General features: G+C 69.3%; 13 protein-coding genes. 8 read left to right on the top strand and 5 right to left on the bottom strand.

Annotation, left to right across the window (positions count from 1 at the left end; genetic code table 11):
- The first annotated feature begins 5 nt into the window (after positions 1 to 5).
- From MFF24_RS00830 to MFF24_RS00845, 4 genes are all read left to right on the top strand, one after another.
- Complete coding sequence (locus MFF24_RS00830; RefSeq protein WP_238221678.1) at positions 6 to 857, top strand: undecaprenyl-diphosphate phosphatase; 852 nt, start codon at positions 6 to 8, stop codon at positions 855 to 857.
- 148 nt (positions 858 to 1,005) lie between these two features.
- Complete coding sequence (locus MFF24_RS00835) at positions 1,006 to 2,823, top strand: methylmalonyl-CoA mutase subunit beta (RefSeq protein ID WP_238221679.1); 1,818 nt, start codon at positions 1,006 to 1,008, stop codon at positions 2,821 to 2,823.
- Between the two features lie 93 nt (positions 2,824 to 2,916).
- Positions 2,917 to 3,309, top strand: a complete 393-nt coding sequence (locus MFF24_RS00840) for a hypothetical protein (protein ID WP_133090733.1) — start codon at positions 2,917 to 2,919, stop codon at positions 3,307 to 3,309.
- Between the two features lie 167 nt (positions 3,310 to 3,476).
- Positions 3,477 to 3,944 (top strand): hypothetical protein, encoded by a 468-nt coding sequence (locus MFF24_RS00845; RefSeq protein WP_238221680.1) that lies wholly within the window; start codon positions 3,477 to 3,479, stop codon positions 3,942 to 3,944.
- Positions 3,945 to 3,964: 20 nt separating this feature from the next.
- Here MFF24_RS00845 and MFF24_RS00850 read toward each other — a convergent pair whose 3' ends face one another.
- Positions 3,965 to 4,408 carry a DUF2147 domain-containing protein gene (locus MFF24_RS00850; RefSeq protein WP_238221681.1) on the bottom strand — a complete coding sequence of 148 codons (444 nt, stop codon included), beginning with the start codon at positions 4,406 to 4,408 and terminating at the stop codon, positions 3,965 to 3,967.
- Positions 4,409 to 4,579: 171 nt separating this feature from the next.
- Between MFF24_RS00850 and rfbC the strand changes: the two genes are divergently transcribed.
- The 4 genes from rfbC (at position 4,580) to rfbA (ending at position 8,118) form a co-directional block, all read left to right on the top strand.
- The gene (rfbC, locus tag MFF24_RS00855) at positions 4,580 to 5,131 is read left to right on the top strand and encodes a dTDP-4-dehydrorhamnose 3,5-epimerase (protein WP_238221682.1); all 552 of its coding nucleotides are present in this window, start codon (positions 4,580 to 4,582) and stop codon (positions 5,129 to 5,131) included.
- Positions 5,132 to 5,249: 118 nt separating this feature from the next.
- Entirely contained in the window at positions 5,250 to 6,308 is a 1,059-nt protein-coding gene (rfbB, locus tag MFF24_RS00860; RefSeq protein WP_238221684.1) for a dTDP-glucose 4,6-dehydratase, read from the top strand.
- Positions 6,309 to 6,321: 13 nt separating this feature from the next.
- Complete coding sequence (rfbD, locus tag MFF24_RS00865; RefSeq protein ID WP_238222860.1) at positions 6,322 to 7,212, top strand: dTDP-4-dehydrorhamnose reductase; 891 nt, start codon at positions 6,322 to 6,324, stop codon at positions 7,210 to 7,212.
- Positions 7,213 to 7,227: 15 nt separating this feature from the next.
- Positions 7,228 to 8,118 carry a glucose-1-phosphate thymidylyltransferase RfbA gene (gene rfbA, locus MFF24_RS00870; protein WP_238221685.1) on the top strand — a complete coding sequence of 297 codons (891 nt, stop codon included), beginning with the start codon at positions 7,228 to 7,230 and terminating at the stop codon, positions 8,116 to 8,118.
- A 126-nt stretch (positions 8,119 to 8,244) separates the two neighbouring features.
- Here rfbA and MFF24_RS00875 read toward each other — a convergent pair whose 3' ends face one another.
- The 4 genes from MFF24_RS00875 to MFF24_RS00890 form a co-directional block, all read right to left on the bottom strand.
- The gene (locus MFF24_RS00875) at positions 8,245 to 8,907 is read right to left on the bottom strand and encodes a hypothetical protein (RefSeq protein ID WP_238222862.1); all 663 of its coding nucleotides are present in this window, start codon (positions 8,905 to 8,907) and stop codon (positions 8,245 to 8,247) included.
- Between the two features lie 151 nt (positions 8,908 to 9,058).
- Positions 9,059 to 9,928, bottom strand: coding sequence for an efflux RND transporter periplasmic adaptor subunit (locus MFF24_RS00880; protein WP_238221687.1), 870 nt, complete (start codon positions 9,926 to 9,928; stop codon positions 9,059 to 9,061).
- 13 nt (positions 9,929 to 9,941) lie between these two features.
- Positions 9,942 to 11,981, bottom strand: coding sequence for a preprotein translocase subunit SecA (locus MFF24_RS00885; protein ID WP_238221689.1), 2,040 nt, complete (start codon positions 11,979 to 11,981; stop codon positions 9,942 to 9,944).
- On the bottom strand, positions 11,974 to 14,121 hold the full coding sequence (locus tag MFF24_RS00890; protein WP_238221691.1) for a PqqD family peptide modification chaperone: 2,148 nt from the start codon (positions 14,119 to 14,121) through the stop codon (positions 11,974 to 11,976). Before MFF24_RS00890 ends, MFF24_RS00885 begins: the two co-directional genes overlap by 8 nt.
- Positions 14,122 to 14,130: the final 9 nt, after the last annotated feature.

A 14,130-nucleotide genomic window follows, 5' to 3' on the forward strand; every position in this document is an offset into this window, starting at 1 on the left:
GGCTCATGGATCTCGTCCAGATCGCGAAGGCGCTCGTGCTCGCCGTGGTGGAGGGTGCCACCGAGTTCATCCCGGTGTCCTCCACCGGGCATCAGCTCCTCATCGGCCACTTCATCGGCTTCCACTCGCCCAACAACACCTTCGAGGTGCTGATCCAGCTCGGCGCGATCCTGGCGATCCTGTTCGTCTATTTCGGCCGCCTGTGGAGCATCGCCACCGCGCTGCCGAACGATCCGCGGGCACGCCGCTTCGTGCTCGCCATCCTCATTGCCTTCTTGCCCGCGGCGATCGTCGGCGGCCTGTTCTCCAAGTACATCAAGTTCTACCTGTTCAACCCGTGGATCGTCTGCGCCACGCTGGTGGCCGGCGGCCTCGTGCTCCTCGTCATCGACGACACGGTCGGCGAGCCGAAGGCGGCGACGAATAGCGGGTCTGGCGACGGGCCGACCGAGCATCCGCGCAAGACCGACGTGTTCGATTTCAGCCTGCCGATGGCGCTCAAGATCGGCCTGTTCCAATGCGTGGCGATGATCCCCGGCGTGTCGCGCTCCGGCGCCACCATCGTCGGCGCGATGCTGATGGGGGCGAGCAAGCGCTCGGCCACCGAGTTCTCGTTCTACCTCGCCATGCCGACCATGGCCGGCGCCTTCGCCAAGGACCTGCTCGACAACTACAAGAACCTTTCCTCCAACGACGCGCTGCTGATCGTCATCGGTTTCGTCGCTGCCTTCATCTCGGCCTTGATCGTGGTGCGCACGGTGCTCGACTACGTCTCCCGCCACGGCTTCTGGCTGTTCGCGTGGTGGCGCATCATCGTCGGCTCGCTCGGCTTCGCCGGACTGATTCTTTTTGGTTGAGCCAGCAGGATTTTGAACGAGGCGGGGGCGGCAACCTGGACTAAAGTCGGTTGTCGCCTGCCCGCGCCCCGTGCGAGGGCTTGCGGCCAAGTCGCCGCTCTCTCAAGAAGCGGTCGGGAAACGCCGAACGTCTAAGGTCTCGCCCACGATGGAAGATCGTCCGCTCGCCGAGTTGTTCGAGCCCGCGACCCGCAAGCGCTGGCGCCAGGCCGTCGAGGCCGCGCTGAAGGGGGGCGACTTCGAGAAGCGCCTCGTTTCGAAGACCGCCGACGGCCTGCGCATCGAGCCGCTCTACGAGCCGGCCGCTTCCGTGGCGCAGCCGGTGCGGGCGCCCGGCCCCTGGCGGCTGGCGCAGCGTATCGACCATCCCGATGCCGAGAAGGCTGGAGCCCAATCGCTGTCCGACCTCGAAGGCGGCGCCGACGCGCTGGTGCTCGTCGGCCGCGACGCGCCGGCCGCCCGCGGCTTCGGCCTCGATCTTTCTGCCGTTGATACGCTCGATGCCGCGCTGAAGGGCGTGATGCTGCCGCTCATCGCCCTGAGGCTCGACGCGGGCCCGGCCGGCTTCGAGGCGGCGGCGCTTCTCAAGCAACTGGTCGAGCGCCGCGGCGACGATCCCGCCACCCTCGACCTCAATCTCGGCCTGGACCCCCTCGGCGCCTACGCCGCCATCGGCCGGCTCGAACAGGGGTGGGAGGCGCGCCTTTCCGAGACCGTCACCGCGTTCGCCGGATACCGCGGGCGCGTGGCGCTCGCCGATGCCCGGCCCTACCACGAGGCCGGCGCGAGCGAGGTTCAGGAACTCGCTGCCGTGCTCGCGACCGCGGTGGCCTATCTGCGGGCGTTGGAGGCCGGCGGCCACGATCTGGAGCGCGCGCGCGACGCGATCTCGGTCCTTCTGGTGGCGGATGCCGACGAGTTCCTGACCATCGCCAAGTTCCGGGCGATTCGCCGGCTCTGGGCCCGGGTCGAGCAGGCCTGCGGCCTTGAATCGACGCCGTTGCGGGTCCTGGCCGAAACCGCGTGGCGGATGATGACCCGCCGCGATCCGTTCGTGAACATCCTGCGCACCACCATGGCCTCGGCCTCCGCCGGCCTCGGCGGAGCCGATTCGATTACCGCTTTGCCCTACACCCAGGCGCTTGGCCTGCCCGATGCCTTCGCCCGGCGGGTGGTGCGCAACAGCCAGATCGTGCTGATCGAGGAATCGAACCTCGCCAGAGTCTCCGATCCGGCGGCCGGCGCGGGTGGCTTCGAGGCGCTCACCGCCGAACTGACTGAAAAAGCCTGGGCTGCGTTCCAGGAGATCGAGCGCGAGGGCGGCATCGCCAAGAGCCTCGAATCCAGGGCCCTCGCGGGCCGGATCGCGGCGGTGGAGCAGGCACGGGCGAAAGCGGTGGCAACCCGCAAGGAGCCGCTGACCGGCGCCAGCGAGTTCCCCTTCCTCGCCGAGAAGCCGGTGGCGGTGCTCGAGGTGGCGCCGAGCCAGGCCGCCCGTTCGGACGCGGGCCTGCCCTCACTGCGTCTCGCCGAACCCTACGAGGCCCTACGCGACGCCTCCGATGCGATCCTGGAGCGGACCGGCAAACGCCCGACGGTGTTCCTGGCCAATCTCGGTCCCGTGGCGGTCCACAACGCCCGCTCGACCTTCGCCGCCAACGCCTTCGCCGCAGGCGGCATCGAGGCCATCGGCAATGACGGCTTCACCGACACGCAGGCCTTGATCGAAGCTTTCAAGGCATCGGGAGCGCGGCTCGCTTGCCTGTGCTCCTCGGATGCCATCTACCAGTCCGAGGCCGTCCCGGCGGCCGAGGCACTGAAGGCGGCCGGCGCCGGTACGATCTACCTCGCCGGCAAGCCCGCCGAGGCGGAGGCCCTGCGCCAAGCGGGCGTTCACGGTTTCCTGTTCGCCGGTTGCGACTTGCTCGGACTTCTTCGGGAGGCCGCCGAGCAGGCGCAGGGCTGAAGCTCAAGGTGGCGTGAGCAACCTTGACACTGGGGGAAGTACGACAATCTTCCGGCTGAAACGGGTCAACACCCACAGCCGGATTGACAACTCATGCGCCTGCCAATTTTCGCCGTCGCTACTTTCGCCATCGCCATGGTGGGTGTCGGGACAGCGGAGGCGGCCAAGCGGAAGGTCGCAGTGCCGCACCGCTACGACGGCCGCTGGAGCATCGAAGTGGTCACCCTCGACGGGCCCTGCGACCGCGCCTACCGCTACGGTGTCCAGATCCAGCGAGGAGAGGCTGTCTACGGTGGCGGCGAGGTCGACATCAGCGGTCGTGTCGCGGCCAACGGCGCCGTGCGCGGCACGATCTCCCGCAGCGGCAATGCGGCACAGGTCTCGGGGCGGCTCTCGCCCAACGGCACCGGAGCCGGCCGCTGGTCGACCCTCGGTGACGGCCCGATCAGCTGCAGCGGAAGCTGGAGCGCGATGCGGCGCGGCTGATCAGGCACCGGGCCGTTGCCGAGAAGCTAGGCCATTCGGTCTGTGGCGGGCGCGCGACAACGCCGTTTTCGTTCCATCCTGCGTCATGGCAGAGCTGTTTTCGCCCTAGATCCGGCGTGATCTTCGGCGAACACTGGCGGCGTTCGATCCCCGTTCGAGGCGCCCCCATGACCGCCGTGATGAGAGCTTTGCCGTTTCTCGGTCTCGCCTTCGTCCTGCTCAGTCCCGCGGCCGAAGCGCGCCCAACCCGGCAGCATGTTCCCGGCTCTCAGCACGCGGTTCTGGCCCCCCTCGAAGAGGCGGCGACGGCCTGCTTCGTCGAGACGGTGATCGCGAATCCCAAGGCCATGCGGCTGGCGCGGGACGGGCGCTGGTACGAGGCTGCCGGCGTGACCGGCTTCCTGTGCCGCCCAGAGGTTGATCGCATGGCGGTGGCGCATGACCGCATCTACGGCCAAGGCACCGGTGCCCGTTACTTCAAGGGCGCCTATGCCCGCCACCTCGACAAGCAGCTCGCCGCCCGCCTGCAGCCGCTGCTGGAGCCTAAAACCGTCGCCAGCGCCGAGCCGCCGGCCGAGAAGGCGGCCCTCGACGACGTCGCGGCGGAATCCGCGTCGGGAAGCGCGGATCACTGAGCTGGTAAAGGCGGATCCGGCTACCGGATCCGTCGCCAGGTCTGCCGCTTGCACAGAACGCTGAGTACGCAGCCAGCGACCTCGACCGTGTCGAGTCCCTTCGGAGTGATGCTGCCCGCATAGGTCTTACCGTCGTTCGGATTGTAGAGGCTGCCCTCGAAACCCGCGCCGCTCGGCGTGCCGGCCTGCATGATCTGCACGCCGACGAGCTTACGCGTGCGAAGCGCGGGATCGGGATTCTGCGCATCGACACCTGTGCCAGCCGTCGCCGCGATCGTCCCGCAATAGCCGCTGCCGCAGCGAGCGATGCGCACGGTCGAACCCGCCGTCTCGGTCTGCCACAGACCAGACAGGTCAGGAGCCTTCTGTGCCAGTGCGTTTCCGCCGGATGTCAGGAGGAGGAGACCGAAGGCGGCCATGCGCATCGTTGGATGGCGTGGCCGGTCGGCACGAGGCATCGTCATTCAGGCTTCCTCCCTGCCGGCCGTGGCCGCCGGCTCGCGACAGCGGTAGTCAGGCGGCCAGGGTTTCGCAAGAAGCCGGATGAGCTGTGTTCGGTGCTGCGGCCTTGACTTCGCCCCCTTCGCGCGGGCTACGCCCTGAGCGAGTCGGCACAGGCGAGTCAGGAGCGGCGGATGCAGGTGATCGAGACCGAGATTGCGGCCGTGAAGCGGGTGATCCCAAAGCGCCACGGCGACGACCGCGGCTGGTTCTCGGAGGTCTACCGCGCCGACGTGCTGGCCGAGCGCGGCATCGCCAACGCCTTCGTGCAGGACAATCAGTCCTTCTCCGCGCCCTCCGGAACGATCCGGGGGCTTCATTTCCAAGTCGCGCCCAACGCGCAGTCCAAGCTGATCCGGGTGCTGGCCGGCGCGATCCTCGACGTCGCCGTCGATCTCCGATCCGATTCACCGACCTACGGCCGGCATGTCGCCGTGCGCCTCAACGCGGAGGGTGGCGAGCAACTCTTCGTGCCCGCCGGCTTCGCCCACGGCTTCTGTACCTTGGAGGCGAACACCATGGTCGCCTACAAGGTCGACGCCTATTACAGCCCGACCGACGACCGGAACCTGCGCTGGAACGATCCGGCGATCGGTATCGCTTGGCCGGTGGCGGAAGCCGACGCGATCCTCTCGGGCAAGGATAAGGCCGCGCCGCTCTTGGCTGATCTCGGGCGCGTGTTCTGATTCAAGGTCTTGAGATCATCGGGTCGGGCAGATTGAGCTCGACCTCAAGTTGGCTGAGCCGCGATCGAGCGCGGCCCTTGTCCGTCTCGCGGACGGGAATTGGGCGGAGTGGGGATCGATGCGCATTCTGGTGACGGGCGGCTGCGGCTTCATCGGCTCCGCCCTCGTGCTGCATCTCGTGCAGGATCTCGGCCACGAGGTGCTGACCCTCGACGCCCTGACCTACGCCGCCAACCCGATCTCGCTGCAGCCGCTGGCGGACGACCCGCGCCACCGCATGGAGCAGGCCGACATCTGCGATCCGGTCCGCGTCCACTCCCTCTACGCCGACTTCAGGCCCGAGGCGGTGATGCATCTGGCCGCCGAGAGCCATGTCGACCGCTCGATCACCGATCCCGGCGCCTTCGTGCGCACCAATGTGATCGGCACTCAGGTGATGCTCGACGGCGCCCGCACCCACTGGGAAAGCCTCGTCGGGGAAGCCAAAGCCAACTTCCGCTTCCTTCACGTCTCGACCGACGAGGTCTACGGCTCGCTGCCGCTGGACGCGTTCTTCACCGAGGAGAGCCGCTACGACCCCCGTTCGCCCTACTCGGCGTCAAAAGCGGCCTCCGACCACCTCGCCCGCGCCTGGCACGAGACCTACGGCCTGCCGGTCCTGGTGACGAACTGCTCGAACAATTACGGCCCGCGCCACTTTCCGGAAAAGCTGATCCCGCTGATGATCCTGGCGGCGCTGGAGGGCAAGCCGCTCCCGGTCTACGGCGACGGCCTGAACGAGCGCGACTGGATCCATGTCGAGGATCATGCCCGCGGCCTCGTCGCGGTGCTGGAGCGCGGCCGGCTCGGTGAGACCTACCTGCTGGGCGGGCGCTCGGTGCGCAACAACCTTGAGGTCGTGAAGGCGCTCTGCGCCGCCTTCGACCGGCTCCGACCCGAGAACGGCCCGCACGAGCGCCTGATCACTTTTGTGGCCGACCGGCCCGGCCACGACCGACGCTACGCCATCGACCCGTCGAAGGCCGAGGCCGAGGTCGGTTGGCGTCCGACCAAGGTGTTCGAGCAGGCGCTGACGGAAACCGTACGCTGGTACCTCGACAACGAGGCGTGGTGGCGCCCGATCCGCGAGGGCCGCTATTCCGGCGAGCGCCTCGGCCTCGCCGGCAAGGGCGCGTGAGGGGCGCGTGCGTATGGACATCCTGATCCTCGGCGGCGCCGGTCAGGTCGGCACGGAGCTTCAGGCCTTTCCTTGGCCCGAGGGCGTGCGGGTCCACGCGCCTGACCGGCAGACCCTCGACATCACCGACGAGACCGCCGTTGCGGCTGCCCTCGACGCGCGTGCCTACGCGGCGGTGATCAACACGGCTGCCTACACCGCGGTGGACAAGGCCGAGAGCGAGGTCGCCGCCGCATGGCGCCTGAACGCGCTGGCGCCGGCCATCCTCGCCGCCGAGACCAAGCGGCGGGGCATCCCGCTCGTCCATGTCTCGACCGACTACGTGTTCGACGGCTCCGGCGAGGGCCTCTACGCGCCCGAGGCGCCGGTGAACCCGCAAAGCGTCTACGGCGCCAGCAAGGCGGCCGGCGAGATGGCGGTGCGCTCGGGCAATCCGCGTCACGCCATCGTCCGCACCGCCTGGGTCGTGAGTTCGCACCGGGGCAACTTCATCAAGACGATGCTGCGGTTGGCAAACGAGCGAGACCGGCTCACCGTCGTGGACGACCAGCACGGCTGCCCGACCTCGGCCGCCGACCTCGCGGGCGCACTCGCCACCATCGCCCTGCGGATGGCCGGTGACGAGGCAGCGCCCATCGGCACCTTCCACTGCGTCAACGACGGCGCGACCACGTGGTGCGACTTCGCCCGCGCCATCGTCGCGGGCGCGGCCCGGCGCGGCGGGCGCAGCGTGCCGGTCGAGGGTATTCCGACAGCCGCCTATCCGACCCCGGCGAAGCGCCCGGCCAATTCCCGCCTCTCCACCCGGAGCCTGACCGACGCCTACGGCATCGCGTCCCGGCCCTGGGAGACGGCGCTCGACGACATCCTCGACCGGCTGGTCGGGCCGGTTCGCTCCAACTGACCAGGACGTGTTCGTATGAAGGGCATCGTGCTCGCCGGCGGTTCCGGCACAAGGCTCCACCCGGCCACGCTGGCGATCAACAAGCAGCTGCTGCCAGTCTACGACAAGCCGATGATCTACTACCCGATCTCGGTGCTGATGCTCGCCGGCATCCGCGAGATCCTGATCATCTCCTCGCCTGAGCATCTCGGCAACTACCAGCGCCTGCTCGGCACCGGTGAACAGTTCGGCCTGACCTTCTCCTACGCGGTGCAGCCGCGGCCCGAAGGGCTGGCCCAAGCCTTCCTCATCGGCCGCGACTTCGTCGGCACCGACGACGTGGCGCTGGTGCTGGGCGACAACCTGTTCTTCGGCAACGGCATGAGCGACCTGCTGGCCAAAGCCCGCGCCCGCAAGAGCGGGGCGACAGTGTTCGCCTACCATGTCGATCATCCAGAGGCCTACGGGGTCGTCACCCTCGACGAGAGCGGCCGCCCAATCCGGCTGGTGGAGAAGCCCAAGACCCCGGAAAGCCCCTGGGCGGTGACGGGTCTGTACTTCTACGACAACCAAGTGCTTGACATCGCCGCCGAGGTGAAGCCGTCGGAGCGGGGCGAACTGGAGATCACCTCCGTCAATCAGGCCTATCTCGAACGCGGCCAGCTTCATGTCGAGCGGATGAGCCGCGGCTACGCGTGGCTCGATACCGGCACGCATGACAGCCTGCTGGAGGCGGGCGAGTTCGTGCGCGTTCTGCAGCACCGGCAGGGGCTTCAGGTCGCCTGCCTTGAAGAGATTGCCTACCTGCAGGGTTTCATCGGCCGCGAGCAGCTGCAGGCGCGGGGCGAGTTGTTCGCCAAGACCAAGTACGGCCAGAACCTACTGCGCCTCGCCCGTGAGGGCCGGCGGCCCGATCAGGATTTCTGACCGACACGCCTCGCTCTCGTCACCGCGAGGCGAAGCCGAAGCAGTCCAGCGCGCCGAACTTTCCGGCAAGGTCGCGCGGCTGGATCGCTTCGCCGACGCTCGCCATGACGGAGAGGACTGTCCCGATCAGCGCTCGCCCTGGATGAGCACCGCGCCGGTATAGGTTTCGGTGACCTCGCAGAACGGCACGCCGCCGGCCGTCAGCACCGCCTCGACGGAGAACAGCGGCTCGCCGGGCCCCGGCAGACCGCCGGTCTCGGGCCGCCAGAGCATCGTCAACGACCGGTTGCGCCGGCTCGGACCGAGCGGACGCACCACGTGGCCGAAGGGCGCCTGCGTTGCGTCCAGCGCCGCGTTCATGTCAGGCGTCAGGCGCGAGGGGACGTACCAGTTGTCGGCCTCCGACAGGACATGGCTGCCGCAGGTGAGCCGCACCCGGCGATAGCGCACGGGCTCGTCCGGCCCGACGGCGAGCCGCTCGCGCCGGGCTGCTCCGGCGGGCTTGTCCGGGCCGGGGACGCGCACGGCGACGATCCGCGGATCGGGGCTCAGCCCACGCTCGGCGCACCAGGCTTCGAGCACGGCGGTGGCGCTCGGCGCGGCGAGCAGGCGGGCGCTCAGTGTCTCGATCAAGGCGCGCGCCCCGGTCCCATCCTGCGCCTCCCGGCCCGACTCGGTTGTGCTGCCGGCGGCACTCCCGGCGGACGCACCGGCATCTTGCGCCCGTGCGCTGCCCGCATTGGCGGGCGGCACGGCGGCGCCGAGTGCCGCGAGCCCCATCGTCAGCATCCGTGTCGCCGTCCGCTCCATCGTGCAGCGCAATACGTTGCCAGCGGGCAAAGGTCCATCGCGTCGGGCGGACGGTCCCCGCCTCGAAGCCGGCTCACGCTGGAGGATCGTCGCGAAAGGTGGCTACCGGCTTGTCAGAGAAGACGACGCCCTATCGGGCCTCGGACGGCTGCGCGTTGGCGAGCGGGCCGGCCGCCGCCAGGGGGAAGGCGACCTTGCAGCGCTGGCCGCCAGGTAGCTCGAAGTCGGGGTTCGGCAATTCGAGGCGTACCCCGAAGGTGCCGCTCGCCGCGTCGAACACCTGGTCGACCACGCTGACCTTGGCCACATAGGTACCGCCGATCGGCTGGTCGAGCTCGACGGTCGCCGGCATCCCGAGCGCGATCTCCTTCCAGCGCGAGACCGGCAGGTAGGCCTCGACGTAGAGCGGATCGAGCTGGACCAGGGTGAAGATCGCGCTGTCCTGGCGCACGAACTCGCCGGCCGACATCAGCCGCTCGGTGACAATGCCGCGGATCGGGCTGCGGATCATCCGCAATTCGAGCTGCGCCTCGGCCCGCTGCAGTTCGATCCCGGCAAGCTTGTGCTTCAAAATTTCGGTCTGAAGGTCGCGCCGGCCGATCTCGTAATCGGCCTCGACCTGATCGAGCTTCTCCTGGGTGACGATGCCCTTTGAGAGCTGGTTCTGGCGGTCGAGGCGGCGCTTGTAGAGTTCGATGCGAGTCTGCTGCGCCTCGATGCTCGCCGTCGATTCCGACTGCGCGCGCGACAGGGCGACGTTGGCCTCCTCCACGCTCGAATCGAGCCGGGCGATGATGTCGCCGGCCTTCACCGTGGCGCCGCGATTGACCGGCACGCTCTTCAGGATGCCGAGCGTGGCCGAGCCGATCTTCAGCCTCTGCGCCGGCTCCACGACGCAATCGACGCGGGTTGTCTCGGCCCGCGCCGCGGGGGCGCAGAGGCAGAGGGCCGCGAGCGCCGCGCCGATCCGCGCTCGCCGCATTCCGGCCTGGAAGGTCATCGCGAAACAATCCTCATTCAGCGTGGCCGGCAAAGGCCAGAATCCGGTCCTGCATCTGGTCCGAATGCAGCAGGTCGGCGCGCATGCGTCCGTGCAGTCGCTCGGTGCGTAACTGCGCGTGGCGCAGCAGGCGGGCGCCTAAGCCGCGGCCACGCGCCGGACCGAGCAAAGCCATGATGCGGCGGGCGAGTCCGCGTCCGACGAGGCTGCTTTCCATCAGCGTATCGTCGAGGGAGAGGATCGCCTGAAAGCAGCCCGGTTCGCCCTGGCGCCCGCTGCGGCCGGCGAGCTGATCGTCGATGCGCCGCGCGTCCTGGCGCTCGACCATGATGACGTGCAGGCCGCCGAGTTCGGCGATGCCGGGGCCGAGCTTGATATCGGTGCCACGCCCGGCCATGTTCGTCGCCACGGTGATGCGGCCCCGCTGCCCGGCTTGCGCCACGATGGCCGCCTCCTGGCCGTCCTGGGCCGCGGAGAGCACCGTGTGCGGCAGTCCGGCCTCTGTGATATAGGCGCTGGCGCGCGCGGAGGCCGCCACCGAGCGGGTACCCACCAGAACCGGGCAGCCACGCGCGTGCAGCTCGGCGATGCGGTCGGTGACGCGTCGCCACTTCGCCCCCTCGTCGGGAAGCACCTCGTCGGGGAGGTGGCGCCTTTGCACCGGCCGGTGTGTCGGGATGCGCGCCACCGGCAGCCGGTAGACCGTCCAGAACTCGGCGGCGACGCCGCGGGTGGTACCGGTCATGCCGGCAAGGCGCGGATAGCGGCGGAAGAAGCGCTGGTAGGTCATGCGCGCCAGCGTCGCGCGGGCGCCGGAGAGCGCGCAGCCCTCCTTGTGCTCGACCATCTGGTGCAGGCCGTCGCTCCAACTCCGGTCCGGCATCACCCGGCCGGTATTGGCGTCGACGATCACCACCTTGCCGTCGCGCAAAATGTAGTGCTCGTCCCGGTGGAACAAGTGCAGGGCCGAGAGCGCCTGCCGCACCAGCCCTTCGCGGGTGACGCGCCCGCGCCAGGCAGGGTCCTGGCCGGGAGTCTCGCTCATGGCGAGCGCGGTGATCCGTTCGCGTCCGGGCTCGGTGAGGACGATCCGGTGCTCCGCCGCCTCGATCCCGTAATCCTGCGGGCTCGACAGTTGTCCGGCGATCTCCATGGCACGGGCGAGAACTTCGGTGCCGAATTGCGAGCCCGCCGGGGCCGAGATGATGAGCGGCGTGCGCGCCTCGTCAATCAGCACGCTGTCGGCCTCATCGACGATGGCGAAGTGCAGGCCGCGCAGGCGCAGTTGTGCGAGCCGGCTCGCGCTCGCATGCATGTTTTCGAGCTTGAGCCGTACGTCGCTGGCGCGCTGGCCGAGCGCGATGCGGTCGCGCAGGTAGTCGAAGGCGAGGTCCTTGTTGGTGCAGTAGGTGATGTTGCAGCCGTAGGCTAACGCCCGCTCCGGCTGCTCCTGCTTCTCCTTGATGACGCCGACGGTGAGGCCAAGCGCGGCGTAGAGGGGCCGCATCTCCTCCGCATCGCGCTCGGCGAGGTAGTCGTTGACCGTGACGACGTGGACGGGCAGGCCGGCCAGGGCCGCCGCGCCCGCGGCGAGCGTCGCCGTCAGGGTCTTGCCCTCACCGGTGGCCATCTGGGCGATGCGCCCGTCGAGAAGGGCGGCGGCGCCCATCATCTGCACGCCGTAATGGCGCTGCCCCTTCACCCGGCCCGACATCTCGCGGATCAGGGCGAAGGCTTCGGTGATGTCGGCGTCGCGAAAGTTCTTCCGGGCGCGCAGGGCCGACGCGATTGCCCGAATCCGGAACTGAAGCGCCTCCTCGGACAACTCCGCCACCGCCTCGGCCAGTGCCAGTGCGTTGCGGGCAATTCGCGCGTAGCGGCGGCTCGCCCAGCCGGCGAGCCCCACCCGAGCCAGCCCGACGACCTTCGCCGCAGCCTGATCGAGGCGTGTCGCCTTGAGCGGCTTGTACTCGGAATAGGCCCGGGCCGACGGCAGGTGGAAGGCCGGACCGGCGGGGAGCCGGCCCGCAGGGAGGGCGAGGGGGTCAGACACGGAACTGGCTCAGGAAGACCTGCCGCAGGCTGCGCAACACGCGCCACGCGATCGGCTCCGCCCCGTGATCGAACCGAACATAGACCCTCTCCCCGAGCACGTTGAAGGGAATGCCTCCGGCGAGCTGGACGTCGAAGACGAAGATGCTCTGGAGCGCCACAGGCTTCTGCGGATTGCTGGCATCGACCGCGATCGTGCCTCCGCCCTGCGTGGCGAGGGCAAGGCTCGGAATCTCCTGCTGCGCCCCCGGCACCTCACGCAGGATCGCGCCGTCGCGCACCTCCTCGGGCCGCTCGGCGAGCCGCGCGGCGACGCCCTGCGTCCGGCTGCGGATCAGGTCCACGTCGGTCTGCGGCACCACCACCCGCACCACCGGGTCGTCGGCGGTGAGCACGTAGCCGATGCGCTCGCCCCGGCGCAGGTAGCGCCCCGGCAGATCGACGGCGCCGGGCACGATCAGACGCCCGGCCTGGGCCGCCCGCACGGTCAGGCCGGCCTGCCGCTCGCGGTAGACCCGCAGGATCTCCTGCGTGCTGGCAATCTGCTCCTGGAGGATCTGCGCCTGCACCCGGTCGCCGAGCCGGGCGGCGTCGTAGCGCAGGCGCAGTTCGACGAGCTGCGCCTCCAGCACCGCGACGCGGCTGTCGAGGCTCGGATCCTCCAGCGTCGCCAGGGGCTCGCCGGCCTGGGCGTCGCGGCCGGGCTCCACCAGCAGTGTGGTGAGGATGCCGTCGGTCTGGGTCCGGATCTGGGTGTCGTCGGGGGCCCAGACGACGCCCTGCGCCATGGTCGTGTAGGGCAGGGGGACGACGAACAGCAGCGCGAAGGCCGTACCGATGGCGGCGCTCGTAAGGGTGATCGCCCGGCCCCGGCGCCGCTTCAGCTTCGGATCCGTCAGGACGAATTTCAGCCCTTTCATCAGGGGCGCGACGATGGTGCCGAACAGCGCGAGCCCGGCCAGCAGCACGCCGAACACGAAGTACTGGGTGGCGATGAAGGCCGCGATGCCGATCGAGACGATGGTCCGGTAGATGAAGGCGGCGACCGCGTAGACGAGGAGCCAGGGCCGCTCGCCTGCGGCGGTGACCGGGCTCTTCGCGTCCTCGATCTTCAGGAGGTAGCGCTCGACCAGGTAGAAGACGTACCGGTTGGCGCGGGAGCCGAGATTGGGAATTTCGATCAGGTCGGCGAAGATGTAGTAGCCGTCGAAGCGCAGCAGCGGGTTGCCGTTGAACAGCAGCGTCGAAACGCTGCCGATCACCATCACGTTGAACGCGGCCGCCCGCACGAGGCCCGGCTCGGCCGTGGCCCAGACGAGGGCGGCGAGCCCCGCCAGGAACAGCTCGACGAAGATGCCGGCGGCCGCCACCATCATCCGCTGCCACTTGCTCGGGAAGGCGGCCGAGGTCGAGGCATCGACGTAGGGCGCCGGGAACAGCACGAGCAGCATGACGCCGACCTCGTGAACCTCGCCGCCCCAGGCCTTGGCGGCGCAGGCGTGCCCGGCCTCGTGCAGGGCCTTGATGATGGGGTAGAGGCACATCATCAGCGCGACGTTCTGCGCCGAGAGCATCTGGCCCGCGACGTCGCCTGTCAGCTCGCCCGCGTGCAGGGCGGCGACGACGAGGCCGGCGATCACGACCGCGAGCCAGACCGCGAGACCCCAGACCGAGAAGAGCGGCCGGAAGAACGGCGCCAGCCGGTCGAGCAGCGGATCGGGGTCGAACAGCGGGAAGCGCAGGGCGAGCGGGTTCTTGACCCTGGCGATCAGGGTGCGGCGCGCGGTCGACTCCGAGCGCTCGGCGAGTTCGGCGAGATCCGGCGGCAGATCGCCCTGGAGCAGGTCCGAGCCGTGGAGCTGCGAGATCAGGCGGATCGTGTCGTCCTGAGTCGGCGGGTCATCCTCGTTGCGGCGAGCGGCGGCCTCCCACACCTCCTGCAGGGTGCGGCGCCCGTCCATCATGCAGAGGATCAGGTTGGCGGCGGGCGAGAGGCGGTGGAAGCGCCCGGTCTGATGATCCTGCAGGACGTACCAGACCTCGCTGCGGAAACTCTGCCGGTGGATCTCGGCGTGGCGGCGCAGCCGCGGGCGCAAGTTCGCGACCCGATACCAGGACTGGCTGAACAGGGACTGGGACACGCCTCGATC

Origin of the sequence: Methylorubrum aminovorans, from assembly GCF_022179725.1 — a bacterium.
GTDB classification, from domain to species: Bacteria; Pseudomonadota; Alphaproteobacteria; order Rhizobiales; family Beijerinckiaceae; genus Methylobacterium; species Methylobacterium aminovorans.

What these genes read in the sequence shown, in the direction of transcription:
- MFF24_RS00880 (WP_238221687.1), bottom strand. Translation starts at nt 9,928, where the DNA reads ATGACCTTCCAGGCCGGAATGCGGCGAGCGCGGATCGGCGCGGCGCTC.
- rfbB (WP_238221684.1), top strand. Translation starts at nt 5,250, where the DNA reads ATGCGCATTCTGGTGACGGGCGGCTGCGGCTTCATCGGCTCCGCCCTC.
- MFF24_RS00840 (WP_133090733.1), top strand. Translation starts at nt 2,917, where the DNA reads ATGCGCCTGCCAATTTTCGCCGTCGCTACTTTCGCCATCGCCATGGTG.
- MFF24_RS00845 (WP_238221680.1), top strand. Translation starts at nt 3,477, where the DNA reads ATGACCGCCGTGATGAGAGCTTTGCCGTTTCTCGGTCTCGCCTTCGTC.
- rfbC (WP_238221682.1), top strand. Translation starts at nt 4,580, where the DNA reads ATGCAGGTGATCGAGACCGAGATTGCGGCCGTGAAGCGGGTGATCCCA.
- MFF24_RS00835 (WP_238221679.1), top strand. Translation starts at nt 1,006, where the DNA reads ATGGAAGATCGTCCGCTCGCCGAGTTGTTCGAGCCCGCGACCCGCAAG.
- MFF24_RS00875 (WP_238222862.1), bottom strand. Translation starts at nt 8,907, where the DNA reads ATGCTGACGATGGGGCTCGCGGCACTCGGCGCCGCCGTGCCGCCCGCC.
- rfbD (WP_238222860.1), top strand. Translation starts at nt 6,322, where the DNA reads ATGGACATCCTGATCCTCGGCGGCGCCGGTCAGGTCGGCACGGAGCTT.
- rfbA (WP_238221685.1), top strand. Translation starts at nt 7,228, where the DNA reads ATGAAGGGCATCGTGCTCGCCGGCGGTTCCGGCACAAGGCTCCACCCG.
- MFF24_RS00830 (WP_238221678.1), top strand. Translation starts at nt 6, where the DNA reads ATGGATCTCGTCCAGATCGCGAAGGCGCTCGTGCTCGCCGTGGTGGAG.
- MFF24_RS00850 (WP_238221681.1), bottom strand. Translation starts at nt 4,408, where the DNA reads ATGACGATGCCTCGTGCCGACCGGCCACGCCATCCAACGATGCGCATG.